The 26,512-nt window shown below is 73.3% G+C and carries 23 protein-coding genes; 7 read left to right on the top strand and 16 right to left on the bottom strand.

Annotated elements, in window-relative coordinates:
• The first annotated feature begins 284 nt into the window (after positions 1-284).
• The 6 genes from ACF9IK_RS28835 to ACF9IK_RS28810 all read left to right on the top strand — a co-directional run bounded on the left by ACF9IK_RS28835 (position 285) and on the right by ACF9IK_RS28810 (position 6,498).
• Positions 285-1,430: a phytanoyl-CoA dioxygenase family protein gene (locus ACF9IK_RS28835; protein WP_395296997.1), complete on the top strand. Its 1,146-nt coding sequence runs from the start codon at positions 285-287 to the stop codon at positions 1,428-1,430.
• The gene (locus ACF9IK_RS28830; RefSeq protein ID WP_395296996.1) at positions 1,427-2,761 is read left to right on the top strand and encodes a DUF6271 family protein; all 1,335 of its coding nucleotides are present in this window, start codon (positions 1,427-1,429) and stop codon (positions 2,759-2,761) included. The genes ACF9IK_RS28835 and ACF9IK_RS28830 overlap by 4 nt, the downstream gene beginning before the upstream one ends.
• Positions 2,758-4,140: a type III PLP-dependent enzyme gene (locus tag ACF9IK_RS28825; protein WP_395296995.1), complete on the top strand. Its 1,383-nt coding sequence runs from the start codon at positions 2,758-2,760 to the stop codon at positions 4,138-4,140. The genes ACF9IK_RS28830 and ACF9IK_RS28825 overlap by 4 nt, the downstream gene beginning before the upstream one ends.
• Positions 4,141-4,776: a GNAT family N-acetyltransferase gene (locus tag ACF9IK_RS28820; protein ID WP_395296994.1), complete on the top strand. Its 636-nt coding sequence runs from the start codon at positions 4,141-4,143 to the stop codon at positions 4,774-4,776.
• A gap of 5 nt (positions 4,777-4,781) precedes the next feature.
• Positions 4,782-6,020 (top strand): MFS transporter, encoded by a 1,239-nt coding sequence (locus tag ACF9IK_RS28815; protein WP_395298711.1) that lies wholly within the window; start codon positions 4,782-4,784, stop codon positions 6,018-6,020.
• Positions 6,021-6,138: 118 nt separating this feature from the next.
• The gene (locus ACF9IK_RS28810) at positions 6,139-6,498 is read left to right on the top strand and encodes a DUF6204 family protein (protein WP_395296993.1); all 360 of its coding nucleotides are present in this window, start codon (positions 6,139-6,141) and stop codon (positions 6,496-6,498) included.
• Between the two features lie 46 nt (positions 6,499-6,544).
• Here the strand turns inward: ACF9IK_RS28810 and ACF9IK_RS28805 are convergent, their stop codons facing one another.
• The 3 genes from ACF9IK_RS28805 to def form a co-directional block, all read right to left on the bottom strand.
• Entirely contained in the window at positions 6,545-7,990 is a 1,446-nt protein-coding gene (locus ACF9IK_RS28805; RefSeq protein WP_395296992.1) for an RsmB/NOP family class I SAM-dependent RNA methyltransferase, read from the bottom strand.
• 146 nt (positions 7,991-8,136) lie between these two features.
• A complete protein-coding gene (gene fmt / locus ACF9IK_RS28800) occupies positions 8,137-9,075 on the bottom strand; it encodes a methionyl-tRNA formyltransferase (protein ID WP_395296991.1) in 939 nt (312 codons plus the stop codon).
• Positions 9,076-9,130: 55 nt separating this feature from the next.
• Positions 9,131-9,676 (bottom strand): peptide deformylase, encoded by a 546-nt coding sequence (def, locus tag ACF9IK_RS28795; RefSeq protein ID WP_395296990.1) that lies wholly within the window; start codon positions 9,674-9,676, stop codon positions 9,131-9,133.
• Between the two features lie 267 nt (positions 9,677-9,943).
• On the opposite strand from def, the gene ACF9IK_RS28790 reads away from it, so the two are divergent.
• Positions 9,944-10,531 carry a hypothetical protein gene (locus ACF9IK_RS28790; RefSeq protein WP_395296989.1) on the top strand — a complete coding sequence of 196 codons (588 nt, stop codon included), beginning with the start codon at positions 9,944-9,946 and terminating at the stop codon, positions 10,529-10,531.
• 123 nt (positions 10,532-10,654) lie between these two features.
• Here ACF9IK_RS28790 and ACF9IK_RS28785 read toward each other — a convergent pair whose 3' ends face one another.
• The 13 genes from ACF9IK_RS28785 to ACF9IK_RS28725 all read right to left on the bottom strand — a co-directional run bounded on the left by ACF9IK_RS28785 (position 10,655) and on the right by ACF9IK_RS28725 (position 26,509).
• Complete coding sequence (locus ACF9IK_RS28785; protein ID WP_395296988.1) at positions 10,655-12,739, bottom strand: primosomal protein N'; 2,085 nt, start codon at positions 12,737-12,739, stop codon at positions 10,655-10,657.
• Between the two features lie 103 nt (positions 12,740-12,842).
• A complete protein-coding gene (metK, locus tag ACF9IK_RS28780; protein WP_395296987.1) occupies positions 12,843-14,051 on the bottom strand; it encodes a methionine adenosyltransferase in 1,209 nt (402 codons plus the stop codon).
• Between the two features lie 150 nt (positions 14,052-14,201).
• Positions 14,202-15,452 carry a bifunctional phosphopantothenoylcysteine decarboxylase/phosphopantothenate--cysteine ligase CoaBC gene (gene coaBC / locus ACF9IK_RS28775; protein ID WP_395296986.1) on the bottom strand — a complete coding sequence of 417 codons (1,251 nt, stop codon included), beginning with the start codon at positions 15,450-15,452 and terminating at the stop codon, positions 14,202-14,204.
• A 166-nt stretch (positions 15,453-15,618) separates the two neighbouring features.
• Positions 15,619-15,885 carry a DNA-directed RNA polymerase subunit omega gene (gene rpoZ, locus ACF9IK_RS28770; protein ID WP_030240625.1) on the bottom strand — a complete coding sequence of 89 codons (267 nt, stop codon included), beginning with the start codon at positions 15,883-15,885 and terminating at the stop codon, positions 15,619-15,621.
• Positions 15,886-15,922: 37 nt separating this feature from the next.
• Positions 15,923-16,480, bottom strand: a complete 558-nt coding sequence (gene gmk / locus ACF9IK_RS28765) for a guanylate kinase (RefSeq protein ID WP_313762886.1) — start codon at positions 16,478-16,480, stop codon at positions 15,923-15,925.
• A 49-nt stretch (positions 16,481-16,529) separates the two neighbouring features.
• Entirely contained in the window at positions 16,530-16,856 is a 327-nt protein-coding gene (gene mihF, locus ACF9IK_RS28760; protein ID WP_030056187.1) for an integration host factor, actinobacterial type, read from the bottom strand.
• A 326-nt stretch (positions 16,857-17,182) separates the two neighbouring features.
• Positions 17,183-18,016 carry an orotidine-5'-phosphate decarboxylase gene (pyrF, locus tag ACF9IK_RS28755; RefSeq protein WP_395296985.1) on the bottom strand — a complete coding sequence of 278 codons (834 nt, stop codon included), beginning with the start codon at positions 18,014-18,016 and terminating at the stop codon, positions 17,183-17,185.
• Positions 18,017-18,045: 29 nt separating this feature from the next.
• Positions 18,046-19,149: a quinone-dependent dihydroorotate dehydrogenase gene (locus ACF9IK_RS28750; protein WP_395296984.1), complete on the bottom strand. Its 1,104-nt coding sequence runs from the start codon at positions 19,147-19,149 to the stop codon at positions 18,046-18,048.
• A 66-nt stretch (positions 19,150-19,215) separates the two neighbouring features.
• The gene (gene carB / locus ACF9IK_RS28745; protein ID WP_395296983.1) at positions 19,216-22,524 is read right to left on the bottom strand and encodes a carbamoyl-phosphate synthase large subunit; all 3,309 of its coding nucleotides are present in this window, start codon (positions 22,522-22,524) and stop codon (positions 19,216-19,218) included.
• Positions 22,517-23,674 (bottom strand): glutamine-hydrolyzing carbamoyl-phosphate synthase small subunit, encoded by a 1,158-nt coding sequence (gene carA, locus ACF9IK_RS28740; RefSeq protein WP_395296982.1) that lies wholly within the window; start codon positions 23,672-23,674, stop codon positions 22,517-22,519. The genes carB and carA overlap by 8 nt, the downstream gene beginning before the upstream one ends.
• Positions 23,671-24,237 (bottom strand): hypothetical protein, encoded by a 567-nt coding sequence (locus ACF9IK_RS28735; protein ID WP_395296981.1) that lies wholly within the window; start codon positions 24,235-24,237, stop codon positions 23,671-23,673. Before ACF9IK_RS28735 ends, carA begins: the two co-directional genes overlap by 4 nt.
• Complete coding sequence (locus tag ACF9IK_RS28730) at positions 24,234-25,538, bottom strand: dihydroorotase (RefSeq protein ID WP_395296980.1); 1,305 nt, start codon at positions 25,536-25,538, stop codon at positions 24,234-24,236. The genes ACF9IK_RS28735 and ACF9IK_RS28730 overlap by 4 nt, the downstream gene beginning before the upstream one ends.
• A complete protein-coding gene (locus ACF9IK_RS28725; RefSeq protein WP_395296979.1) occupies positions 25,535-26,509 on the bottom strand; it encodes an aspartate carbamoyltransferase catalytic subunit in 975 nt (324 codons plus the stop codon). The genes ACF9IK_RS28730 and ACF9IK_RS28725 overlap by 4 nt, the downstream gene beginning before the upstream one ends.
• Positions 26,510-26,512 lie beyond the last annotated feature (3 nt).

Below are 26,512 nucleotides of genomic sequence, written 5' to 3'. Positions count from 1 at the left end.
AGGAACCCCGGCCCGGCCCCGTCCGCACGGACGGCCGCGCCGACCGCACCCGCCGCGCCCTCGACCGACGGCACCGGCCCACACCCCGAGCCGTCCGCCGCGGCGGACCCGCCCCTTCACGCACCACCTTCACGCACCACCTTCAGCACCATCTTCACCCGCCCACCGCTTCACGCCGGCCCCCGGCGCGCACGCGGCACCGCCGTGCCCGTCGCCGCACGCCGCCGCCCCGACGCCGCCACGCCCGCACGCGGGCGGATCCCGCACGCCCTTGGAGTGATCGCATGCCCGCCCCCGACGGATACCTCTATCGCGCCGCGTCGGACCGCCCGTACTTCAGCAACGACGGCGAGTCCTACCTCGCCCGCACCCAGCTGAAGGACATCGCGAAGACGCACCCGCTGCGCGTCCTCTCCGCGGAGGACTACGCGTTCTGGCAGACCTTCGGCTACGTCGTGGTGAAGGAGGCGATCCCGGCCGAGGCGGCCCGCAAACTCCTCGACTTCGCCTGGGAGTTCCAGGGACTCGACCGGCACGATCCGGAAACCTGGTACGAGGAGAAGGAGTTCCGCGACGAGCTGGACCTCCACCTGCACGTGTACGGCTTCGTCGAGGCCTACCAGCACCAACTGCTCTGGGACAGCCGGCAGTCGCAGCGCGTCTACGACGCGTTCGTCGACGTCTGGGACTGCGAGGAGCTGTGGGTGACGCTGGACCGGCTCAACCTCAACCCGCCGAACGTCCGCACCCGCGACCGCGCGCTGATCGAGCCGACCGACACGGGCTTCGACATCGAGCTGCACTGGGACGTCGACACCACCCAGGGCATGCTGCCGCAGCGCGTCCAGGGCATCATCGCGCTCGACGACACCCGCCCGGACCAGGGCGGCTTCCAGTGCAACCCCGAGCTGTTCCGGCGCTTCAACCAATGGCAGGCCACCCAGCCGACCGACCGCGACCCGATCAGGCCGGCCATCGACCGGTCCGAATTCCCGGTCGTCCGGCCGGAGTTGCAGGCCGGTGACCTGCTGATCTGGAACGGCATGCTGGCCCACGGGGTCGCCCGCAACACCTCGGCGGACGGCGTCCGCGCCGTGCAGTACCTCTCGATGATGCCGGCGCTGGAGGAGCACGAGGAGCTCCGGCGCTCGCGGGTCGCGTCCTGGCGCGACCTCTCCACCCCGACCTGGAACCGGACGCTGGTCGGCGACGCGCGCCGCCACGAGTCGCTGCGGTACGGCCGCGCGGAGCTGGACGAGCTGGGCGAGAGGCTGCTCGGCCTCCGCTCCTGGCACGGCCCGGACCCGAAGGTCGCCGCCGAACCGGCCCCGGCCCCGGCCGCCACCGCGATCCCGGCCGTGAGCTCCACCGTGCCCCGTACCGAGCCCCGTACCGAGCCCGCCACCGCACCGCAGGACGCCGACCAGTGACCACCAGCCCCACCGCCGGACCGCGGATCTGCCTCACCCTGCCCACCAACCGACCCTGCGCCGACACCGTCGCGGCGATCGGCGAGGAGGCCGCGCACGCCGCCGGACACTTCGGCGCCGAGGTGCACCTGCTGATCCTCGACTCCTCCGACGAGCCGACGTACGCCGTGCACGCCAAGGCCGTTGCCGCGCTGCCCGACGTACCGGGCGTGGTCGTGCACCACTTCGACGAGGCCCGCCAACGCGCCTTCCTGCGCGAGGTGGTCCACCGCGCGGCCGCCGCCGAGCCGGACGCGCTGCTGGACCTCATGCTCCCGGACGCCGTCTCCTACGGGGCCTGCACCAACCGGGCGTTCCTGTTCGCCGCCGCCCTCGGCTGCACCTCCGTGCACCGCCGCGACTCCGACAGCGCCTACCAGCTCCTCGGCCACCGGCCGGTGTTCCCGATCCACCACGAGCTGCTCTCGATCGGCCGGCGCGCCGCCGACGCCGCCGGCGCGGTCACCGAGACCACCCTGGCCCGGGTGCACGCCGACAAGCCTGTCGCCATGGTCGGCAGCTCCTTCGTGGGTGAACTCTCGGTCGACATCGGCGAGATCCGCGACCTGGACGAGGCCGCCTACTACGAGGTGGTGGGCCTCTGGGCCCCGGCGGGCGCGACGGACGACGAGCGGCGGGAGCTGGTGGAGGACTCCTTCGTCGGTGCCGGCACCGAGCCCTTCCGCGCGGACCGGTCGGTCCTGGACCTGCCGGACATCTGGCGGGTGGACATGTGCAACATCGCCCTCGACCACCAGGTGTACGAGCGCGTCCCGCTGCCGCCGGCGACCGACACCATCGGCAGCGACTACTTCCTGCTCCACGTGGTCCGCGACGCGACGCTGCCCGGCGTGGTGCACAACCGCAACATCGTGAACTACTACACTCCCGAGCGCCGCACCGGGCCCGGGTTCACCGCCTACCAGCTGCGGTTCACCAAGTTCCTGCTGTCGATGCTCTACCTCCACCCCGTCTACTCCTTCATGGAGGACGCGGCGGAGGCCCTCCTCGACGAGGAGCACCGCGTCCGCGCGCACGCCGTCGCGGACGCGGTGCGGCGCAGCACCGGCGCCGACCGCGCCGAGAACGTCCGCCGGCTGGCCGTCCTCGACCGGCGCTACCGCCGGCTGGGCGGCAAGTACGCCGAGTTCGCCGACCACCTGGCGCCGCGGCGGCAGCGCCTGCTGGACGAGGCGCAGGCGGACACCGAGGACTTCGCGCGGCTGATCGAGTCCTGGGCCCCCTTGGTGGCGGCCGCCCGGGCCACCGGACTCGACCGGACGGCCCGATGAGCGGGACGAGAACGGGCCGCGCGGGGACGGCACTGCGCACCTGTCGGCAGACGGCCGACCGGCCGCCCCGGCAGGGACCCGACCAGACGGCCGACCAGACGCCCGACCAGGTAGCCGACGAGACACCCCGACAGCCGCCGGCGCCGACGACGCGGCCGCCGACGTCTCCTCAGGACAGCACCCTGCGCGCCGCCCTGGCGGCCGCCACCGACGACCGGATCATCTACGACCTGGACGGCATCGAGGCCCAGTACGCGGCCCTGCGCCGCGAACTTCCCGAGGTCGGCGTGCGCTTCGCCCTGAAGGCGTGCCCGGTGGACGAGGTGCTCGCCTGCCTGGCACAGCTCGGCGCCGGCTGCGACGCGGCCAGCCCGCACGAGATCGAGCAGGCCCTGCGGGCCGGCGTCCCGGTCGGGCGGATCCACTACGGCAACACCGTCAAGTCCGACCGGAACATCGCCGAGGCGTACCGGCTCGGCGTGCGGGACTTCGCCACCGACAGTCTGGCGGACGTGGCGGCGATCGCCGTCCACGCCCCGGGCTCCCGGGTCTTCTGCCGGCTCGCCACCAGCGGCGAGGGCGCGCTCTGGGGGCTCAGCCGGAAGTTCGGCTGCTCGCCCGAGGACGCCGTCCTGGTCCTGGAGGCGGCGCGGACCGCGGGGCTGACCCCGGCCGGGCTCTCGGTCCACGTCGGCTCGCAGCAGATGACCTCCGAGGCCTGGCGGAGCGCGCTGGAACTGCTGGCCGCCGTGGTCGGGACGCTGAACGGGCGCGGCATCCTGCTGGACCACGTCAACCTCGGCGGCGGTCTGCCGGCGCTCGGGGTCCTCGACAAGCGGGGCCGGCCGCTCGACCCGCCGGTGGACAAGATGTTCGCGGTGATCCGGGAGGGCGTGCAGCGGCTCCGCGAGGTGTCGTCGTCCCCGCTGGACTTCCTGCTGGAGCCGGGGCGCCACCTCGTCGCCGACCACGGGGCCATCCGCGCCCACGTGTCCCGGCTGACGGCGCGCCGGGAACCGTCCGGGGAGCACCGGCACTGGCTCTACCTGAGCTGCGGGAAGTTCAACGGCCTGTACGAGATGGACGAACTGCAGTACCGGCTGGAGTTCCCCACCCACACCGACGCCCGACCGTCCGGCACGCCCACCGCGACCGTCCCGGCGGTGGTCGCCGGCCCCACCTGCGACAGCGACGACGCCTACGCCCACGAGGACGGACTGGTCCGGGTGCCGGCCGCCGCCGCCTCGGGCGACCCGGTCTGGGTCTTCTCCTGCGGCGCGTACGCCACTGCGTACACGACCCAGGGCTTCAACGGCTTCCAGCCGCTCCCGTACACCTGCGTCCGTGCCGGCGCCGCTTCCCCCGGAGGTTCCTCCTAGATGGCCGAGACACCCGACGGCATCCGCATCCGCCCGCTGGCCCCCGGCGACTGGGACGGCGTGGTGGCGCTGGAGGAGCGCGCCTACGCCGCGAGCGGCCTCTCCGAAGGCCGGGCCGCGCTGGAGTCCCGCGGCCGGGCCTCGCCCGACACCTGCTTCGCGCTGGAGTACCGGGGGCGGTTCGGCGGCTACCTGCTGGCGCTGCCCTACCGGCTGCACCGGTGCCCGGACCTGAGCCGGGCCGAGGCCACCGGCCCCGGCGACCCCGCGGCTCCGCCGAGCAACATGCACGCGCACGACCTGGTCGTCGCCGAGGAGCTGCGCGGCCGCGGTCTGGCCCCCCTGATGCTCGACCACCTCGCCGCGACGGCGCGGGCGCGCGGCTTCGCCACCGTCTCCCTGGTCGCGGTCCGGGGCAGCGACGTCCTCTGGGCGCCGCTGGGCTACCGGGCCGACCCCTCGGTGGCGCTGCCGGCGAGCTACGGCGACCGCGCCGTCTACATGTCGATGTCCCTGGCCACCGGTCCGGCGCTCCCGGCCGGTCCGGCGGTCCCCGCCTCCTCGGCGCTCCCGACCGCCACCCCGCGCACCTCCGGCCTGCTGGCCGGGTCGGCGCCCAGAGTCGAGGTGGGCTGATGCAGATGTTCCGCGTTCGCGACGACTACCGCCGGGCCCACCTGGCCATCGCGGCACTCTTCCTCTTCCTGGGCTTCCAGTACGCGACCTGGGTCTCGCGCCTGCCCGCGCTGCGGACGAGGCTCGACCTGGGCGAGGCCGAGATCGGCGTGCTGCTGATGGTCTGCGGGATCGGGGCCGCGGTCTCCTTCCCGTTGGTCGCCGTACTGATGAAACGGCTGGGCTCGCGGCTGCTGTCGGTGCTCTCCGCGCTCGCCCTGGCCGCAGTGCTGGTGGCGCTCTCGGTGGCGCCCTCCTACCCCGTCACCCTGCTGGTGGTCTTCTGCGACGGCGTCGCGGTCGGTTGCCTCAACGTCGCGATGAACGCGCAGGGCGCCGCGCTGGAGGTCGCCCACGGGCGGACCGCGATGTCCAGACTCCACGCCACGTTCAGCGGCGGCTCGCTGCTGGCCGCGCTGCTCGCCTCGGTCGTCAACGCGTTCACCACGTCCCTGCCGGTCCACTTCGGGGCGGCGGCCGCGCTGCTCCTGCTGGTCCTCGGCCTCGCCCGGCCGGGGCTGCTGACGGACGACCGGCAGCCGGCGGCCGCGGACACTCCGGCGGACGCCCCCGCGGACGGCCCCGCCGGGCAGAAGCGGCGAGGCCTCACCCTGCCGTCCCGGGTGACCGTCTGGATGGGCCTCGCCATGGTGTTCGGCACCGTGACCGAGGGTGCGATGAACGACTGGTCGGCGCTCTACCTCAAGGACGTCGTCCACGCGGCGCCTTCGCTCGCACCACTGGGCATCGCGGTCGTCTCGGTCATGATGGTGCTGGCCCGGCTCTTCGCCGACGGCTGGCGCACCCGCTTCGGCGACGGCCGGATCGTCCGGGCCGGAAGCCTGCTGGCCGGGGCTGGGCTGGCGCTGGCCCTGCTGGCCGGCGGCCTGGTGCCGACGCTGCTCGGGTTCGCCTGCGTCGGCGTGGGCGTGGCGGCCGTGACCCCGTGCGTCTACGTGGCGGCGGCCCGGCAGGGGGCCGAGGCGCTCTCGCTGGTCGCGGCGACGGGCACCACGGGTCTGCTGGCCGGCCCGGCGGTGATCGGGTTCATCGCCAACGGCAGCGGCCTGACCTGGGGCATGGGTGCGGTGGCGGCCTCGGCGGCGATCGTCTCACTCTGCGCGACGCGGATCCGCTGGCCGTCCCTGACGGACGGGCCCACGGCCCCGGCCCCCGCGGCCGATGCCGTCCCCACCGACGCCTGAGCACGGCCGGACACGGCCGGGCCCCCACCGAACCACACCGGCGGCGGGGGCCCGTGGGGCCGCGCCGGCCCCACGAAACCCGGTGGAACCGCCCCGAACCCCCGGCTAGGGTCGAAGGATGTCCACCCGTACCTTCCGCATCATGGTCCGCGGCGTCTTCGACGGCCTCACCGACGAGCAGCGCGCCGAGCTCCTCGCCCGCGCCGGCGAACACGACATCCTGAGCGCCGCGTTCACCCCCGAGGGCCACCTCAGCTACGACCTCGCCGCGCGCGCCGCCTTCACCTTCCGCTACCTCGACTCGGGCGAGGCGGAGGAGGACCTCCTGGAGGCGACCGAACGCGCCGAGACGGCCGCCTCCGCGTGGCTGACCGAGCGCGGTTACGGCTACCGCAACCTCCGGTCCCAGGCCGAGGACCTCTCCCAGGCCGCCCTCGGCAAGCGCCGGCGGCGCGCAGCCGCCGCCGGCACCGGCTGACCACCGGTCCCGGCACCGCCCACGGCACAGACCCCGCGGACCGCCGCTACGCCGTCCGGCGAAGCAGGGCCAGGTACATCGCGTCCGTGCCGTGCAGGTGCGGCCAGAGCTGCACGTCCGGACCGTCGCCGAGGGCCGGGACGCCCGGCAGCAGCGGGCGGGCGTCGATCCACTCGACCCGGCCGCCCTCGGCGCGCAGGACGTCGTCCACGACGGCGCGCGTCTCGGCCAGGTGCGGCGAGCAGGTCGCGTAGCCGACGACGCCGCCGACCCGGGTGGCCTCGACGGCCGAGCGCAGCAGGTCCCGCTGAAGCGGGCCGAACGCCGCGATGTCCGCCGGCCGGCGCCGCCACCGCGCCTCCGGGCGGCGGCGCAGCGCGCCGAGGCCGGAGCAGGGGACGTCCACCAGCACCCGGTCGAAGCCGCCGGAGCGCCATGCCGGTCGGGTGCCGTCGGCGGCGATCACGGTGTAGGGGCCGGGGTTGCCCTGCAGTGCGCGGGCGACGAGCCGGGCCCGGTGCGGCTGCCTCTCACTGGCGACCAGTGCGGCGCCGCGCTCGGCGGCCAGGGCGCCGAGCAGGGCGGCCTTGCCGCCCGGTCCGGCGCAGCCGTCCAGCCAGAGCCGGTCCGGCCCGTCCAGCGGCGCCGCGGCGAGGGCGAGCGCGACCAGCTGGCTGCCCTCGTCCTGGACGCCGGCCCGGTTCTCCCGCACCGCCTCCACCCCGGCCGGGTCGCCGCCCTCGGCGAGCCGGAGCGCGTACGGGGACCAGCGGCCGGGCTCGGCCTCGGGCAGCGCGTCGGCCAGCTCGCCGACGGTGGCCCGGCCGGGGCGGGCGACGAGGGTGACCTCGGGCCGCTCGTTGTCGGCGCGCAGCAGCTCCTCCATCGCGGTGCGGCCGGAGGCGTCGGGCTGCCAGCGGCCGAGCGAGTCCCAGAGCGCGGAGACGACCCAGCGGGGGTGGGAGTGGACGACGGCGAGGTGGTCCTCGGCATCCCGGTCGTACGGCGGGGCGACCCGCTCGATCCACTCGTCCAGGTCGTGGGCGCTGATCCGGCGCAGCACGGCGTTGACGAACTTGGCCTTGCCGTCGCCGAGCACCACCCGGGCCAGCTCGACGGTGGCCGAGACGGCGGCGTGGCTGGGGATGCGGGTGGTGAGCAGCTGGTGGGCGCCGAGCGAGAGCACGTCGAGCACCGGCGGGTCGACCTTGCCGAGCGGGCGGTCGATGCAGGCCGCGATGATCGCGTCGTAGGTGCCCTGGAGGCGCAGGGTGCCGTAGACCAGCTCGGTGGCGAGGGCCGCGTCGCGCCGGTCCATGCCCTTCTGCTCGGCCTCACGCAGCAGCGAGGGGAGGATGAGGTTGGCGTAGGCGTCGCGCTCGTCGACGGCGCGCAGGGCGCGGAACGCGACGATCCGGGCCGGGTCCTTCTTCGGACGGCGGTGCGGCCGGGGTGCGCGCTTGGCGCCGGTGGTGCTGCCGGACGTGCTCATACCTGTGTGCCTCAAAGTGCTGCGGTGGTTATCAAGGGAACAGTAACGCGAAACCCGGCCCCCGGCCGGTCGCCCCTGGCGTCCCGGGCCCGGGTCGGCCCGGGGATGCCGCAGCCGGCCCGGCCGGGCCGACTGCCCGTGGCCGGTCAGCCCTCGCCGAACAGCTCGCCGGACTCGATCCGCGCCCCGCGCGCCCAGTCCGCGGCACGCATCGCCTTCTTGCCCTGCGGTCGCACCTCACCCAGCTCGACCTCGTGGCTGCCGGTGCCGACGCGGACGCTGTTCTTGCCGACGGCCAGCTCCCCGGGGGCGAGCTCGGCCGCGTCCGGCAGCAGCTTCACCGGGCCGGTGACCTTCAGCCGCTCACCGCGGAACACCGTCCACGCGCCGGGCGCCGGGGCGCAGCCGCGCACCACGCGGTCGACCCGCAGGGCCGGGTGGGTCCAGTCGATCCGGGCGTCCTCGACGGCGATCTTCGGCGCGAGGGTGACGCCCTCGGCGGGCTGCGGCACGGCGTGAAGGGAGCCGTCGGCGATGCCGTCCATGGTGGCGGCGAGCAGGCGGGCGCCGGAGTGCGCGAGACGGTCCAGGAGCTCGCCGCTGGTGTCAGCGGGGCGGACCTCCTCGGTGATGACGCCGTAGACCGGGCCGGAGTCCAGCCCCTGCTCGATCAGGAAGGTGGACGCCCCGGTGACCTCGTCGCCGGCCAGCACCGCGTGCTGCACCGGGGCGGCGCCGCGCCAGGCGGGGAGCAGCGAGAAGTGCAGGTTGACCCAGCCGTGCTTGGGGATCTCCAGGGTGCCGGGGCGCAGCAGCGCGCCGTAGGCGACCACGGGGCAGCAGTCGGGGGCGAGTTCGGTGAGGCGGGCGACGAAGTCCGGGTCGCTGGGCTTCGCCGGCTTGAGGACCTCGATCCCGGCCTCCTCGGCGCGCTGGGCGACGGGGCTGGCGACCAGCTTGCGGCCGCGGCCGGCGGGGGCGTCGGGGCGGGTGACCACCGCGACGACCTCGTGCCGGTCGGAGGCGAGCAGGGCGTCCAGGGCGGGAACGGCGACCTCGGGGGTGCCGGCGAACACGAGGCGCATCAAGTACCTTTCAGGTTACGGGACTTCGGAGAACAGCCAGCGAACTGGCGTGGAATCAGCGGGCGGAGCCGAAGGTGCTGTGCGGCGACACCTTGACCACGGGCGCGGGCCCGCCGCCCCAGTCGGTCTCCCGGATCGCCCTCAGTGCGGCCTTGCGCTGCTCGCGGTCGAGGCGGTCGATGAAGATGATGCCGTCGAGGTGGTCGGTCTCGTGCTGGATGCAGCGGGCCAGCAGTCGGGTGCCCTCGACGGTGACCGGGTCGCCGTACACGTTGAAGCCCTTGGCGACCACGCCGTGGGCCCGCTTGGTGTCGTAGCGCAGCCCGGGCAGTGAGAGGCAGCCCTCGGGGCCGTCCTGCTCCTCCTCGGTGAGCGACAGGTCGGGGTTGATCAGGTGCCCGGTGACGCCGTCCACGTGGTAGGTGAACACCCTGAGGGAGACGCCGAGTTGGGGCGCAGCCAGGCCGGCACCAGGGGCGTCGAGCATGGTGTCGGTGAGGTCCCGGACGAGGTTGCGCAGCTCCTTGTCGAACGTGGTCACCGGTCGGGCGGTGGCCCGCAGGACCGGGTCTCCGAAGATGCGGATCGGCTGGATCGCCACGGGGGTCGGGCTCCTGTCCGTCGGGGTCGTCGGGGGGGGTCGGTCGGCCGGGTGGCTGCGCCGGTCGTCGGGTCGGCCACCGGCAAGTCTATGCAATCGTGCCCGGCCCGCTGCGGCCGTGCCCGGGCAGTTGGCGAATCCCGACCGCCCCGGCTGCGTGACCCCGGCCCCCGGTCCGGCGTTGGTCAAGTGGGATTGACCGGGGCCGGGGCGCGCGGGACACCGCGTTCCGGCCGAGCTGACCGTACGGAAGGTGGCACGTAGGCCATGGCCGAGCAGATCAATCACGACGCCCGGGCGCGGGCGAGCCTGCACCTGCTGGTGCGGGACATCGAGCGGGTGAGGCGGCAGGTCGACGCGCTGCGGACGCTCACCGCCCAACTGGGCAACGTCTACCGACCGCGCCGGCCGAGTACCTCGGCCGGGTTCGTGGTGTACGGACGGGCGCCGGCGCCGACCGTGCGCCTGGCGCAGGAGCTGCGCGAGAGCGTGGAGACGCTGGTGGCGGCGGCGGTCGAGTTCGACCGGGCGCTGGGCTTCTCCTGGGACTCGGTGGGCTCGGCGCTCGGCGTCACCAAGCAGGCGGTGCACCGCCGGTACGGGATGCGCCGGCCGACCAGCGAGCTGCTGGCGGCGGGCGGGGTTCCGGCCTCGGCCGGCACGGCCGTCCCGGGGGTTCCGGGGCCGAGCCGGCCGGACCGCTCCGAGGAGCTGGAAGCCGCACCGCCCGCCCCGACCGGGCTGGCCGCGACCGTCCCGGCGGCCCGGCAGGGCGGCCTGAACCGTGCCGCCTTGGAGCGCGCCCCCCACGACCGCGCTCCCCACGACCGCCCCAGCGTCCCGCTGCGCGGGTGAGGGCGGGCTCCCAGCTGCGGCGGACGGCGGGTGAGGAGCGGGGCAGCCGACCGCTCCTCACCCGCCGTCCGCCCTCCTCGCTCCGGCCCGCCGCACCGATCCGCCCCGAGGTCCGCAGTCGGCTCACCCGATGTCCGTGGGGTCGATCCGCACCCGGACGGTCTCGGGCGTCCGCAGTGCGATCCGCGCGATCTGCGCCGCCTTGAGCGCCGCTGCCAGCGCGGCGCCCTGCCCGGGCGGCACCCGCAGCAGCGCCCGCTCCTGCTCCTCCCCGCGCAGCGCCGGAGCCGGCACCGGCCCCAGCACGTCCGCGTCCGAGGGCAGCCGGATCAGCCCGAGCAGGTCCGCCACCGCCGCCGGACTGCCGGTGACCGAGGCCATCCGCGACACCGGCGGGAAGTGCAGCTGCGCCCGTTCGTCCAGCTCCAGCCCGGCGTGGCCGAGCGGGTCCCACCGCACCAGCGCCTGCACCGGGCGCGCGGTGGGCTCGGCGACCACCACCACGGTGCCGCCCTCGGTCGCCGGCTTCACCAGCGCGGCGGCGGCCAGCCACAGCCGCAGCGTCTCCTCCCCGGCCCGCAGGTCGGGGCGGCTCAGCAGCGCCCAGCCGTCCAGCAGCAGGGCGGCCGCGTACCCGCCGCCGCCCTCGACGACCGGCTCCGCGCCCGGCGTGGAGATCACCAGCGCCGGTTCCGCGGGTACGGTCGCCAGCACCGCGTCCCGCCCCGAGGTACGGACCGGCACGCGCGGGAACGCCTTGCCCAGCTCCTCCGCCGTCCGCCGGGCGCCGATCACCTGGGCCCGCAGCCGGAACGAGCCGCACTCCGGGCAGTGCCAGTCCGGCTCCGCCGCGCCGCACCACCCGCAGTGCAGCGGCGCGTCCGCGGCGGCCGCCTCCAGCGGGCCCTCGCACCGCCGGCAGCGGGCCGGCGTACGGCAGCGCCCGCAGGCCAGCCTGGGCACGTAGCCGCGCCGCGGCACCTGGATCAGCACCGGGCCGCCGCCCGCCAGGGCCTCCCGAGCCGCCTCCCAGGCCACCGAGGGCAGCCGGGCGGCCTGCGCCGCGGCGTCCCGGTGCTGGTCCTGGTCGGTCACGGTGCGAACCCGCGGCGCCACCTGCCGCACGGTCTCCCGGTCGGCGGCCAGCGGCCGCGCCCACCCGGTGCGGATCAGCTGCGCGCCCTCGACCGTCACCGCGTGCCCGCCCAGCAGGACGCCGGCGCCCTCCTCGGCGGCACGCAGCAGCGCCACCTCGCGCACGTGCGGGTGCGGGGCGCGCGGATCGCTGTGGCTGCCGTCGCCGTCGGACCAGACCACCACCAGGCCGAGGTCGCGCACCGGCGCGAACATCGCCGCCCGGGTGCCGACGGCGGCGTGCACCGAGCCTCGACTGACCGCCAGCCAGCGCCGGTAGCGCTCCCGCGGTCCGAGGTCCGCCGCCAGGGTGGCGTGCATGCCCTCCCCCAGCAGCTCGGTCAGCGCCCGGTCGACCCGGGCCACCGACCGGCCGTCCGGCAGGACCACCAGCGCGCCGCGCCCGCCCGCCAGGGCGGCCGCGACGGCACGTGCGATCTCGTACGGCCAGCCGGGCCCGGGCAGCGCCGTCCAGACCGCACGCGGAGAGCCGCCGCCGGCGAGCGAGGCGAGGAAGTCCGGGCCGGCCGGGTAGCGCGACCAGCCGCCGGGCGCCGGCTCCGGCGGCCGGGGCCGGGGCGGCGGAGAGGGCTCGGCCTCGGCCTTGGCGTGCCGGGGCGGGACGGCGAGCTGCAGCACGTCCGCGAGGGTGCCGGCGTACCGGTCGGCGACGGTGCGGCAGAGCCGCAGCAGCGGCGGGGTGAGCACCGGCTCGGGCGAGAGCACCTGGGCCAGCGGCGCCAGCGGGCCGGGGAAGTCGCTCTTCTCCAGCCTCGCGACGATGAAGCCGTCGTGCAGCTCACCGCCCTCGCGCTGGCCCTTCACCACGCGGGCGCCGAATCGGACCCGGACCCGGGCGCCGGGCTGCGCCTCCTCCGCCATCGCGGCGGGCACCTCGTAGTCGAAGAACTTGTCGATGGTCAGCACGCCCTTGTCGACCACGACCCGGGCGACCGGCAGGTACTCGGCCCGCTTGGCCCCGCGCCACGTCCGCGGCTTGGCGCGCTTGACCGTCTCCCGGATGAACGCGAGCTGCTCCGGCTCGGCCGCCCCGTTCTCCCCTGTGCTGCTCATCGTTCCCAAGTACTACCAGGTCGGACCGACACCGTGCGCAGACGCCGCAGGCGGCGGCCACCGGGTGCGGTGGCCGCCGCCTGCGGACGGGCGGACCGGGTGATCAGTCCTGCGCAGCCTTCTTCAGCTGCTCGACGCGGTCGGTCCGCTCCCAGGTGAAGTCCGGCAGCTCACGACCGAAGTGGCCGTACGCGGCGGTCTGGGCGTAGATCGGCCGCAGCAGGTCGAGGTCGCGGATGATCGCGGCCGGGCGGAGGTCGAACACCTCGGAGACGGCCTTCTGGATCGCGAGGACCGGCACGGTCTCGGTGCCGAAGGTCTCCACGAAGAGGCCGACCGGCTCGGCCTTGCCGATCGCGTACGCGACCTGGACCTCGGCGCGGCGGGCGAGGCCGGCGGCGACGATGTTCTTCGCCACCCAGCGCATCGCGTACGCGGCCGAGCGGTCCACCTTGGACGGGTCCTTGCCGGAGAAGGCGCCGCCGCCGTGGCGGGCCATGCCGCCGTAGGTGTCGATGATGATCTTGCGGCCGGTGAGGCCGGCGTCGCCCATCGGGCCGCCGATCTCGAAGCGGCCGGTCGGGTTGACCAGCAGGCGGTAGCCCTCGGTCACCAGCTTGATGCCCTGGTCGGCGAGCGCCTTCAGCTCCGGCTCCACGACGAACTCGCGGATGTCCGGGGTGAGCAGCGAGTCCAGGTCGATGTCACTGGCGTGCTGCGAGGACACGACCACGGTGTCGAGACGGACGGCCTTGTCGCCGTCGTACTCGATGGTGACCTGGGTCTTGCCGTCGGGGCGCAGGTACGGGATGGTCCCGTTCTTGCGGACCTCGGAGAGGCGGTGCGAGAGCCGGTGCGCCAGGGTGATCGGCAGCGGCATTAGCTCGGGGGTCTCGTCCGAGGCGTAGCCGAACATCAGGCCCTGGTCGCCGGCGCCCTGCTTATCCAGGTGGTCCTCGTCGCCCTCGACGCGCGCCTCGTACGCGGTGTCGACGCCCTGGGCGATGTCGGGCGACTGCGCGCCGATGGACACCGAAACGCCGCAGGAGGCGCCGTCGAAGCCCTTCTTGGAGCTGTCGTAGCCGATCTCCAGGATCTTGTCCCGGACGAGCTGGGCGATCGGCGCGTACGCCTTGGTGGTCACCTCGCCGGCCACGTGCACCTGGCCGGTGGTGATGAGCGTCTCCACGGCGACCCGGGAGGTCGGGTCCTCACGCAGAAGCGCGTCAAGGATGGTGTCGCTGATCTGGTCAGCGATCTTGTCGGGGTGTCCCTCGGTCACGGACTCCGAGGTGAACAGGCGGCGAGACACAGCGCTCCCTGGGGTTGCAGCGGCTGCTGACTGAAGGCCCCCGGCGAACCGGGGACATCCGGAAAGACTTGATTCCTGGAGTGTAACGGTCAGCTACCGACAATCGGCACGCGATTCCGGAATTGGAGACCGAACATCCACCCTACGAGATCAGTCCGCGACCGGATTCAGCCGTTCGGCGACCAGGTCCCAGACGACGTCCGCGAGGGCCTCCTTGGGCCCCACCGGAACGGGCGTCTCACTGCCGTCCGCACCCAGCACGACGGCCTCGTTGACGTCCCGGCCGAACGCCTTGCCGTTGCCGACCTCGTTGACGACCAGCAGGTCGCAGCCCTTGCGGGCGAGCTTGGCGCGGCCGTTGGCGAGCACGTCGTCGGTCTCCGCCGCGAAACCGACGACGAGTTGGGCCGAACGGGGGCGGTGGGCGGAGATCTCGGCCAGGACGTCGGGGTTGCGCACCAGCGCGACCGGCGCCGGCTCGACCCCCTCGACCTTCTTGATCTTGCCGGTGGCGTACTCGGCAGGCCGGAAGTCGGCGACCGCCGCGGCCATGACCACGGCGTCCGCGCCCGCGGCGGCCTCCAGCGCCGCCTCGCGCAGCTCCAGCGCGGTCGAGACGTGCACCACGTCGACCCCGGCCGGGTCGGGCAGCTCGGCGTTGGCCGAGATCAACGTCACGCGGGCGCCGCGCGCGGCGGCGGTCGTGGCGAGCGCGTAGCCCTGCTTTCCGGAGGAGCGGTTGCCGAGGAAGCGCACCGGGTCCAGCGGCTCCCGGGTGCCGCCCGCCGAGACGACGACGTTCCGGCCGGCCAGGTCGGTGGGCACCGGCCCGCCGCGGCGCAGCACCGCCCGGCAGGCGTCGAAGATCGCGGACGGCTCGGGCAGCCGTCCCTTGCCGGTGTCCTTGCCGGTCAGCCGGCCGACGGCGGGCTCCAGCACGATCACGCCCCGGCGGCGCAGGGTGGCGACGTTCTCCCGGGTGGCCGGGTGCTCCCACATCTCGGTGTGCATCGCGGGCGCGAGGACGACCGGGCAGCGCGCGGTGAGCAGGGTGTTGGTGAGCAGGTCGTCGGCGAGCCCGTGGGCGGCCTTGGCCATCAGGTCGGCGGTGGCGGGGGCGACCACGACCAGGTCGGCGTTCTGCCCGATCCGCACGTGCGGCACCTCGTGCACCCGGTCCCAGGTCTCGGTGGCGGCCGGGCGGCCGGACAGCGCGGCCCAGGTGGCCTCGCCGACGAAGTGCAGCGCGGCATCGGTGGGCACCACGGTGACCTGGTGGCCGGACTCGGTGAAGCGCCGCAGCACCTCGCACGCCTTGTACGCGGCGATGCCGCCGCTGACGCCGAGGACGACGCGCGGGGCGTCCGCCCGGTCAGGGCTCGAGTCCGTGCTCGCGCTCATGCTCCCCATCTCTCCTCGCTCGGGACGTGCTCACCCTACGGCCCCCCGGCGAGCGCCCGCACCGTGGTGCCCCGCACACCCGCCGGAGCCCCCGCGCGAACGGGCCCGGGAACGCCGAAGGGCCCGTCGGAACACGTCCGACGGGCCCTTCGCAGAAGGCACCGGCTCAGGCCGCCTCGATCGCCTCGGCGGTCAGCATGCCCGCGTTGATCTCGCGCAGCGCGATCGACAGCGGCTTCTCGTGCACGTGGGTGTCGACCAGCGGGCCGACGTACTCCAGCAGACCCTCACCGAGCTGCGAGTAGTAGGCGTTGATCTGACGCGCGCGCTTGGCGGCGTAGATCACGAGGCTGTACTTGGAGTCGGTGGCCTCCAGCAGCTCGTCGATCGGCGGGTTGATGATGCCCTCGGGCGCGGTCATGGAAGAGGACACGCGAAAACCTTCCGAAAGGGTGGAAAACACAGACAGGTCAGCCTACACCGAGCAAGGCTAGCAGTTCGGCCGCCACCTGCTCGACGGAGGTGTTGACCAGGGTCGTGTCGAACTCCGGCTCGGCGGCCAGCTCGACCTTGGCCGCCTCCAGCCGCTTCTCGATCACGTCCTGCGGCTCGGTGCCGCGGCCGGTCAGCCGGCGGACCAGCTCGTCCCAGCTCGGCGGGGCCAGGAAGACCAGCTGGGCGTCGGGCATCGACTCGCGCACCTGGCGGGCACCCTGCAGGTCGATCTCCAGCAGGACCGGCTCGCCGCGCTCCAGCTTCTCCAGCACGGCCGAGCGGGGGGTTCCGTAGCGGTTGCCGGCGAATACGGCCCACTCCAGCAGTTCGCCGTTGGCGATCAGCTTGTCGAACTCGTCGTTGTCGACGAAGTGGTACTGGACCCCGTTCTGCTCGCCGGGCCTCGGGTGGCGGGTCGTCGCCGACACCGAGAGCCAGACTTCGGGGTGCTTCTTCCTCATATGAGCGACGACCGTGCTCTTGCCGACCCCCGAGGGGCCGGAGAGCACGGTCAGCCGCGGACGCTCACTCATGCACCGATTATCCCGGATCGCGGACGATCCCGGGACCACGGGGGCACGGTCAGGCGGCACCGCCGCCGAACTCCCGCTCCAGGGAGGCGATCTGGTTCGTGCCGAGACCACGGACGCGGCGGCTCTCGCTGATGCCGAGGCGCTCCATGATCTGCTTGGCCCGGACCTTGCCGACGCCGGGCAGGGACTCCAGCAGGGCCGAGACCTTCATCTTGCCGATGACGTCGTTGTCGGCCTTGCCGGCCTTGATCACCTCGTGCAGGGAGGCGCCGGAGTGCTTGAGCCGGTTCTTGACCTCGGCGCGCTCCCGGCGAGCCTCGGCGGCCTTGGCCAGCGCGGCGGTGCGCTGTTCAGGGGTAAGGGGCGGAAGAGCCACGCCGTTCACCTCAGGGTGTGGAAGGAAGGGATTGAGCTATGACTGGTTTGGTTCCTCGGCCACCGGTCGCAGGGGATGCCGACGGCTCTGACCTGCGAGAGCAGCGGGAATCGCCGCTCTTCGATGACCTATCGCCGGACACTACCCGGATTGCGGCGCCACGTCAGGAAAAGAACACGAAAAGTCCTGGTCAGCCAAGGCCGACCAGGACTTTACCGGGCAAAACGACCCCGTTTCGGGGCCTTTCGCGGGGGTGGTGTGACGGCGCTCACGTCGGGCTTCCCGACCTGCGCCGCCCCGTCACGCCACTCCGGAGGGTCACCGGCTCACTTCACCGCGTCCGCGTACTCCTGGACGAACCGGTCGGCCGCCGCCCGCAGGGCCGGCACCGAGGGGCCGTGCTTGAGCACGTCCCGGCTGACGCTCGGCACCACGTTGCGCACCGAGGCGCCGAAGACCCGCGGCAGGTCCGCCATCGTGGCGCCCTGGGCGCCGATCCCGGGGGCCAGCAGCGGGCCGTTGATGGCCAGGTCCACCCCGGCGTCCGCCAGGGTCGCGCCGACCACCGCGCCGAACGAGCCGAGCGGCTCGGCGCCGGCGTTCTCGGCCGCCAGCTGGCGCAGCACCGAGGCCGCCACCGGCTCGCCGTCCGCACCGACGGCGCGCTGCACCTCGGCGCCCTCCGGGTTGGAGGTGAGCGCAAGCGCGAAGACCCCCGCGCCGTTGGCCGTGGCAAGGTCGAGCGCCGGGCGCAGCGAGCCGAAGCCGAGGTAGGGGCTCACGGTGACGGCGTCGGAGAACAGCGGGCTGCCCTGGGCCAGGAAGGCCTCGGCGTAGGCGGCCATGGTGGAGCCGATGTCGCCGCGCTTGGCGTCCATCAGGACCAGCGCGCCGGCCGCACGGGCCTCCTCGACGGACCTCTCCAGCACCGCGACGCCCTTGGAGCCGAAGCGCTCGAAGAAGGCGGCCTGCGGCTTGAGCACGGCCACCCGGTCGGCCAGCGCCTCGACCACGGTGCGGCTGAAGGACTCCAGGCCCGCGACGGAGTCCTCCAGACCCCAGGCGGCGAGCAGGGAGGCGTGCGGGTCGATGCCGACGCAGAGCTGGCCGCGGGTGTCGAGGGCCTGGCGCAGCCTGGCGCCGAAGGGGGCGAGGGTCATGACGTCCTTTCCGGGGGTCGGGCGGGGGTTCAGGAGGAGGCCTTGGCGCTGCCGACGGCGGCCGCCAGGTCGCGGAAGCCGCCGGCCCGGACCTTCGCGGAGAGGCCCTTGTGGATGCGGCGGCACCAGAACGGGCCCTGGTAGATGAAGGCGCTGTAGCCCTGGACCAGGTCGGCGCCGTGGATGATCCGCTGCCAGGCGTCCTCGGCCGTCTCGATGCCGCCGACCGAGACCAGCACCAGCCGGCCCTCGGTGCGGGCGCGCAGGCGCTGCAGCACCTCCAGGGCGCGGGCCTTGAGCGGGGCGCCCGAGAGACCGCCCATGCCGATCTCCTCGATCCGGGCGGCGGAGGTGCGCAGGCCTTCGCGGCCGATCGTGGTGTTGGTGGCGATGATGCCGTCCAGGCCCAGCTCCAGGGCGAGGTCGGCGACCGCGTCGACGTCCTCGTCGGCCAGGTCGGGAGCGATCTTGACCAGCAGCGGCACGTGGTGCGCGGTGGAGCGGTCGGCGGCCTCGCGGACGGCGCCCAGCAGCGGGCCCAGGTGCGAGACGGCCTGGAGGTTGCGCAGGCCGGGGGTGTTCGGCGAGCTGACGTTGACCACCAGGTAGTCGGCGTACTTGGCCAGCCGCTCGGTGGACTTCACGTAGTCGCCGATCGCGTCGGCCTCCTCGACCACCTTGGTCTTGCCGATGTTGACGCCGACCACCGGGGTGGAGCTGGTGTGCGGGCGCTGGGCGAGACGGGCGGCCACCCGGGCCGAGCCCTGGTTGTTGAAGCCCATCCGGTTGACCAGGGCGCGGTCCTCGACCAGCCGGAAGAGGCGCGGGGCCGGGTTGCCCGGCTGGGGCTCGCCGGTGATGGTGCCGATCTCGACGTAGTCGAAACCGATCATCGCCAGGCCGTCGATGCCGACGCCGTTCTTGTCGAAGCCGGCCGCCAGGCCGAACGGGCCGGGCAGGTCGAGGCCGAGCGCGCTGGTGCGCAGCGCGCGGTCGCGCGGGGCGAGCACCAGCCGGACCAGGGTGCGCAGGCCGGGCACCGAGGAGGCCAGCCGGATCCAGAAGAAGGCCAGGTGGTGGGCCTTCTCGGGGTCCATCTTCTTGAAGACGAGGTCGAACAGCAGCTTGTACAAGGCTTTGCTCCCTGGGCATGGAAGTGGGGGGCACCCGGCGGTTCGGTGCCCCCCACTGCGGCGGTCCTACTTGCGGCCGGCGTTGATCAGCTCGGCGTGCTCCTGGAGCGACATCACCCCGACCTCGTCGCGCAGCAGCGCGTCGATGCCCTGGACGGCGGCGCCCATGGCCTGGACGGTGGTCAGGCAGGGCACGGCGCGCGCGACGGCGGCGGTGCGGATCTCGTAGCCGTCGAGACGGCCGCCGGTGCCGTACGGCGTGTTGATGATCAGGTCGACCTCGCCGTCGTGGATCAGCTGGACGATGGTCCGCTCGCCGTTCGGGCCCTCGCCCTCGCTGTGCTTGCGCACCACGGTGGCGGGGATGCCGCCGCGCTGCAGCACCTCGGCGGTGCCGGCGGTGGCGAGCAGCTCGAAGCCGAGGCTGACCAGCGCACGGGCCGGGAACACCAGGTTGCGCTTGTCCCGGTTGGCGACCGAGACGAAGACCTTGCCCTTGGTCGGCAGCGCACCGTAGGCACCGGACTGCGACTTGGCGTACGCCGTGCCGAAGACCTTGTCGATGCCCATGACCTCGCCGGTGGAGCGCATCTCCGGGCCGAGCACGGTGTCCACACCGCGGCCGTGGACGTCGCGGAAGCGGCTCCACGGCATCACGGCCTCCTTGACGGAGATCGGGCAGTCCGCGGGCAGCGTGCCGCCGTCGCCCTCGGCCGGGAGCAGGCCCTCGGCGCGCAGCTCGGCGATGGTGGTACCGAGCGAGACCCGGGCCGCCGCCTTGGCCAGCGGCACCGCGGTGGCCTTGGAGGTGAACGGCACGGTGCGGGAGGCGCGCGGGTTGGCCTCCAGCACGTAGAGGATGTCGCCGGAGAGGGCGAACTGGATGTTGATCAGGCCGCGGACGCCGACGCCGCGGGCGATCGCCTCGGTGGAGGCGCGCAGCCGCTTGATGTCGTAGCCGCCGAGGGTGATCGGGGGCAGGGCGCAGGCGGAGTCGCCGGAGTGGATGCCGGCCTCCTCGATGTGCTCCATGACGCCGCCGAGGTAGAGCTCGGTGCCGTCGTAGAGCGCGTCGACGTCGATCTCCACCGCGTCGTCGAGGAAGCGGTCGATCAGCACCGGGTGCTCGGAGATCAGACCGGCGTGCCGCTCCAGGTAGGAGGCGAGCGAGGCCTCGTCGTAGACGATCTCCATGCCGCGGCCGCCCAGTACGTACGACGGGCGGGCCAGGACGGGGTAGCCGATCTCGTCGGCGATCGACTTGGCCTCCTCGAAGGAGAAGGCGGTGCCGTGCTTGGGGGCGGGCAGGCCGGCCTCGCGCAGCACGCGGCCGAAGGCGCCGCGCTCCTCGGCGAGGTCGATCGCCTCGGGCTGGGTGCCGACGATCGGCACTCCGTTGTCCTTGAGCGCCTGGGCCAGGCCGAGCGGGGTCTGGCCGCCGAGCTGGACGATGACGCCGGCCAGCGGTCCGGCCTGCTGCTCGGCGTGGACGACCTCCAGCACGTCCTCCAGGGTGAGCGGCTCGAAGTAGAGCCGGTCGGAGGTGTCGTAGTCGGTGGAGACGGTCTCGGGGTTGCAGTTGACCATCACCGTCTCGTACCCGGCGTCGGCCAGCGCGAAGGAGGCGTGCACGCAGGAGTAGTCGAACTCGATGCCCTGGCCGATGCGGTTCGGGCCGGAGCCGAGGATGATCACCGCGGGCTTGGTGCGCGGGGCGACCTCGCTCTCCTCGTCGTAGGACGAGTAGAAGTACGGGGTCTTGGCGGCGAACTCGGCGGCGCAGGTGTCGACGGTCTTGAAGACCGGGCGGATGCCGAGAGCGTGCCGGACCTCGCGGACCACGTCGGGCCGCAGGCCGCGGATCTCGCCGATCTGCTGGTCGGAGAAGCCGTGCCGCTTGGCGTGGCGCAGCAGCTCGGGGGTGAGCTCGGAGGCGACGGCCAGCTCGCCGGCGATCTCGTCCAGCAGGAAGAGCTGGTCGACGAACCACGGGTCGATCTTGGTGGCCTCGAACACCTCCTCCGGGGTGGCGCCGGCCCGGATGGCCTCCATGACGGTGTTGATCCGGCCGTCGGTCGGGACGACGGCCTTCTCCAGCAGTGCGGCCTTGTCGCCGACCGGGCCGGTCCAGGTGAACTGGGAGCCCTTCTTCTCCAGCGAGCGCAGCGCCTTGTTGAGCGCCTCGGGGAAGTTGCGGCCGAGCGCCATGGCCTCGCCGACCGACTTCATGGTGGTGGTCAGCGTCGCGTCGGCGCTCGGGAACTTCTCGAACGCGAACCGCGGCACCTTCACCACGACGTAGTCGAGGGTCGGCTCGAAGGAGGCCGGGGTCTCCTCGGTGATGTCGTTGGGGATCTCGTCCAGGGTGTAGCCGACGGCGAGCTTCGCGGCGATCTTGGCGATCGGGAAGCCGGTCGCCTTGGACGCCAGCGCCGAGGAGCGGGAGACGCGCGGGTTCATCTCGATGACGATGACCCGGCCGTCCGCCGGGTTGACGGCGAACTGGATGTTGCAGCCGCCGGTGTCGACGCCGACCTCGCGGATGACGGCGATGCCGATGTCGCGCAGGATCTGGTACTCGCGGTCGGTGAGCGTCATCGCCGGGGCGACGGTGATCGAGTCACCGGTGTGCACGCCCATCGGGTCGAAGTTCTCGATGGAGCAGACGACCACGACGTTGTCGTTCTTGTCGCGCATCAGCTCCAGCTCGTACTCCTTCCAGCCGAGGATGGACTCCTCCAGGAGCACCTCGGTGGTCGGCGAGAGGGTCAGGCCCTGGCCGGCGATCCGGCGCAGGTCCTCCTCGTTGTGGGCGAAGCCGGAGCCGGCACCGCCCATGGTGAAGGAGGGGCGGACCACGACCGGGTAGCCGCCGAGGGTGTCGACGCCGGCCAGCACCTCGTCCATGGTGTGGCAGATCACCGAGCGGGCGGACTCGCCGTGGCCGATCTTGTCGTTCACGGCCTCGACGACGCCCTTGAAGAGGTCGCGGTCCTCGCCCTTGTTGATCGCCACGACGTCGGCGCCGATCAGCTCGACGCCGTACTTCTCCAGCGTCCCGGCCTTGTGCAGGGAGATCGCGGTGTTGAGCGCGGTCTGCCCGCCGAGGGTCGGCAGCAGGGCGTCCGGGCGCTCCTTGGCGATGATCTTCTCGACGAACTCCGGGGTGATCGGCTCGACGTAGGTGGCGTCGGCGATCTCCGGGTCGGTCATGATCGTGGCCGGGTTGGAGTTCACCAGGATGACCCGCAGGCCCTCGGCCTTGAGCACCCGGCAGGCCTGCGTGCCCGAGTAGTCGAACTCGGCGGCCTGGCCGATGACGATCGGGCCCGAGCCGATCACCAGGACGGACTTGATGTCAGTGCGCTTAGGCACGCTGGCCCTCCATGAGCTTCACGAAGCGGTCGAACAGGTACGCGGCGTCGTGCGGGCCGGCGGCCGCTTCGGGGTGGTATTGCACGCTGAAGGCGGGGACGTCGAGCGCCTGCAGGCCCTCGACCACGTCGTCGTTGAGGCAGACGTGGGAGACCTCGACGCGCCCGAACGGGGTGTCGCTCACCTTGTCCAGCGGTGCGTTCACGGCGAAGCCGTGATTGTGCGCGGTGACCTCGACCTTGCCGGTGGTGCGGTCCTGCACCGGCTGGTTGATGCCGCGGTGGCCGTACTTGAGCTTGTAGGTGCCGAAGCCCAGCGCACGGCCGAGGATCTGGTTGCCGAAGCAGATGCCGAAGAACGGGGTCCCGCGCCCCAGGACGCCCTTCGCCACCTCGACCTGGTGGTCGGCGGTGGCCGGGTCGCCCGGGCCGTTCGAGAAGAAGACGCCGTCCGGGTTGACCGCGTAGACGTCCTCGACGGTGGCGTCGGCCGGCAGCACGTGCACCTCGATGCCGCGCTCGGCCATCCGCTGCGGGGTCATCGCCTTGATGCCGAGGTCGAGGGCGGCGACGGTGAACCTCTTCTCACCGATCGCGGGCACGACGTAGGGCTCGGTGGTGGCGACCTCGGCGCAGAGGTCGGCGCCCTTCATCTCCGGCGACTGCTGCACCCGGGCCAGCAGCGCGGCGTCGTCCGCCACCGCCCCGCCCGAGAAGATGCCGCAGCGCATGGCGCCGCGCTCACGCAGGTGCCGGGTGAGCGCGCGGGTGTCGATGCCGCTGATGCCGACGATGCCCTGGTTGGCCAGCTCCTCGTCCAGCGACCGGCGCGAGCGCCAGTTGGACGGGACGCGGGCGGGGTCGCGGACGACGTAGCCGGCGACCCAGATCTGCTTGGACTCGTCGTCCTCGTCGTTCCAGCCGGTGTTGCCGATCTGCGGGGCGGTCATCACGACCACCTGGCGGTGGTACGACGGGTCGGTGAGGGTCTCCTGGTAGCCGGACATCCCGGTGTTGAAGACCGCCTCGCCGAAGGTCTCGCCGGTCGCGCCGTAGGCCTGGCCGCGGAAGGTCCGGCCGTCCTCCAGGACGAGCACGGCAGGCACGCGCTCCCGCCTCAAGCGCTGCGTGGTGGGGGCAGGTGCGGTCATCGAGTGGCCTCTTCCGTCTTCGTCTTCGTACGTGTTGCGAGCTGAGCGACCGCCTCGACCCAGGCGGCGTGCTCATCGGGGTGGTCGGCCCGGAAACCGGAGTCCAGCGCGGTGCCCTCGTGCGTCCAGGTGACGACGAGCAGTCCGGACGGGACGACCTTGCCGGCGATCCCGGAGTCCGTCCGGGCACCGGTCAGGTGATCCGCCGGGATCCAGAAGTCGACGTCACCGGGGCGCCGCACCAGCAGGCCGTCCTCGCCGAGGGTCAGGTCGGCGCGGCTGCGGGTGCCCAGGCCGTGCGCGACGACCCGGTCCAGCCAGTTCCCGGCCGTGGTGCTGCCGTGGTACCGCCCGCTGGTCTCCAGGATGGTCCGGCCTGCGCGCTCCGGCACGGCGGGCAGCGGCGGAATGCCGGACTGCAGCGTGCGCCGCCAGTTCCAGCCCTGCCGCATCAGCCAGTAGACGAGGCCGATCACGATCAGCAGGCCGACGGCCCAGCCGATGTACCCGGGCCAGTTGGTGACCCTGGCCTGTTCCTGGGCGAGCCGGGCGAGCCCGGTCACGCCAGCCCGCCCTGCTCGACCAGCTCGCCGGCGAGCACGGTGGCGGTGCCGCGGAGGAAGGTGGCGTGCACCCGTCCGGGCAGGTCGAGACCCTTGTAGGGGGTGTTGCGGCTGCGGGTGGCGAAGCTCTCGGGGTTCACGGCACCACGGTACGCGGGATCGAAGAGCACCAGGTTCGCCGGCTCACCCACCGAGATCGGCCGTCCGTGGCCGGCGAGACGGCCGATCCGCGCCGGGCGGTGCGACATCCGGTCGGCGACGCCCTCCCAGTTCAGCAGGCCGGTCTCGACCATGGTCTGCTGGACCACCGACAGCGCGGTCTCCAGTCCGACCATGCCCATCGCGGCCACGGCCCACTCGCAGTCCTTGTCCTCGGCCGGGTGCGGCGCGTGGTCGGTGGCGACGGCGTCGATCGTGCCGTCGGCCAGCGCCTTGCGCAGCGCCTGGACGTCCTCGGCGGTGCGCAGCGGCGGGTTCACCTTGTACACCGGGTCGTAGCTGCGGACCAGCTCGTCGGTGAGCAGCAGGTGGTGCGGGGTCACCTCGGCGGTGACGTCCCAGCCCTTGGCCTTGGCCCAGCGGATGATCTCCACCGAGCCGGCCGTGGAGACGTGGCAGACGTGCAGGCGGGAGCCGACGTGCGCGGCGAGCAGGACGTCACGGGCGATGATCGCCTCCTCCGCGACGGCCGGCCAGCCACCGAGGCCGAGCTCGCCGGAGACCTGGCCCTCGTTCATCTGGGCGGACTCGGTGAGCCGCGGCTCCTGCGCGTGCTGGGCGACGACGCCGTCGAAGGCCTTCACGTACTCCAGCGCGCGGCGCATGATGACGGCGTCGTCGACGCACTTGCCGTCGTCGGAGAAGACCCGGACGCCGGCCGCGGACTCGTGCATGGCGCCCAGTTCGGCGAGCTTCTTGCCCTCCAGGCCGACCGTGACGGCGCCGACCGGCTGCACGTCGCAGTAGCCGGACTCCTGGCCGAGCCGCCAGACCTGCTCGACCACGCCGGCGGTGTCGGCCACCGGGAAGGTGTTGGCCATCGCGTGGACGGCGGTGAAGCCGCCCTTGGCGGCGGCCTGGGTGCCGGTCAGCACGGTCTCGGCGTCCTCGCGGCCGGGCTCGCGCAGGTGGGTGTGCAGGTCGACCAGGCCGGGCAGCACCACCAGGCCGGTGGCGTCGATGTCGATGTCCGCCTCGGCCTGCAGGCCGGTGCCGATCTCCTTGATGACGCCGTCGGCGATGTGGAGGTCCTGCGGGTCGCCGCCGAGGATCTGGGCGTTGCGGATCAGGTAGGTGGTCACTGGGCGGTCTCCACGGATTCGGTGCGGGCGTCGGCGAGGGTGGCTCCGCCGAGCAGGAGGTAGAGGACGGCCATCCGGATGGAGACGCCGTTGGCGACCTGCTCGACCACGGTGCAGCGCGGCGAGTCGGCGACCTCGGCGGTGATCTCCATGCCGCGGACCATCGGGCCGGGGTGCATCACGATGGCGTGCTCGGGCAGTTGCGCCATCCGCTTGCCGTCCAGTCCGTAGCGGCGGCTGTACTCGCGCTCGGTCGGGAAGAAGGCGGCGTTCATCCGCTCGCGCTGCACCCGGAGCATCATCAGCGCGTCGGTCTTGGGGAGCACGCGCTCCAGGTCGTAGCTGACCTCGCAGGGCCAGTTCTCGATGCCGATGGGCAGCAGCGTCGGCGGGGCGACGAAGGTGACCTGGGCGCCGAGGGTGGTGAGCAGGTGCACGTTGGAACGGGCGACACGGCTGTGCAGGATGTCGCCGACGATGGCCACCCGGCGGCCGGCCAGGTCGTGCCCTGCACCGGGATTGAGGTGGCGGCGCATGGTGAAGGCGTCGAGCAGGGCCTGGGTGGGGTGCTCGTGGGTGCCGTCACCGGCGTTGATGACGCTGCCGTGCAGCCAGTCGGACTGGGCCAGCCGGGCCGGCGCGCCGGAGGCGTGGTGCCGGATGACGACCGCGTCGGCCCCCATGGCCTGCAGGGTGAGGGCGGTGTCCTTGAGGCTCTCGCCCTTGGAGACCGAGGAGCCCTTGGCGGAGAAGTTGATGACGTCGGCGGAGAGCCGCTTCTCGGCGACCTCGAAGGAGGTCTTGGTGCGGGTGGAGTCCTCGAAGAAGAGGTTGACGACCGTTCGCCCACGGAGCGTGGGCAGCTTCTTGACGGCCCGTCCGGAGAGCTGGGCCAGCTCCTCGGCGGTGTCCAGGATCAGCAGCGCATCGTCGCGGGTGAGGTCGGCGGCGGAGACGAGGTGGCGCTTCACGCG

Source organism: Kitasatospora hibisci, assembly GCF_043950205.1.
Lineage (GTDB): Bacteria > Actinomycetota > Actinomycetes > Streptomycetales > Streptomycetaceae > Kitasatospora > Kitasatospora hibisci.
This window is presented reverse-complemented; position numbering and strand designations above follow the sequence as displayed.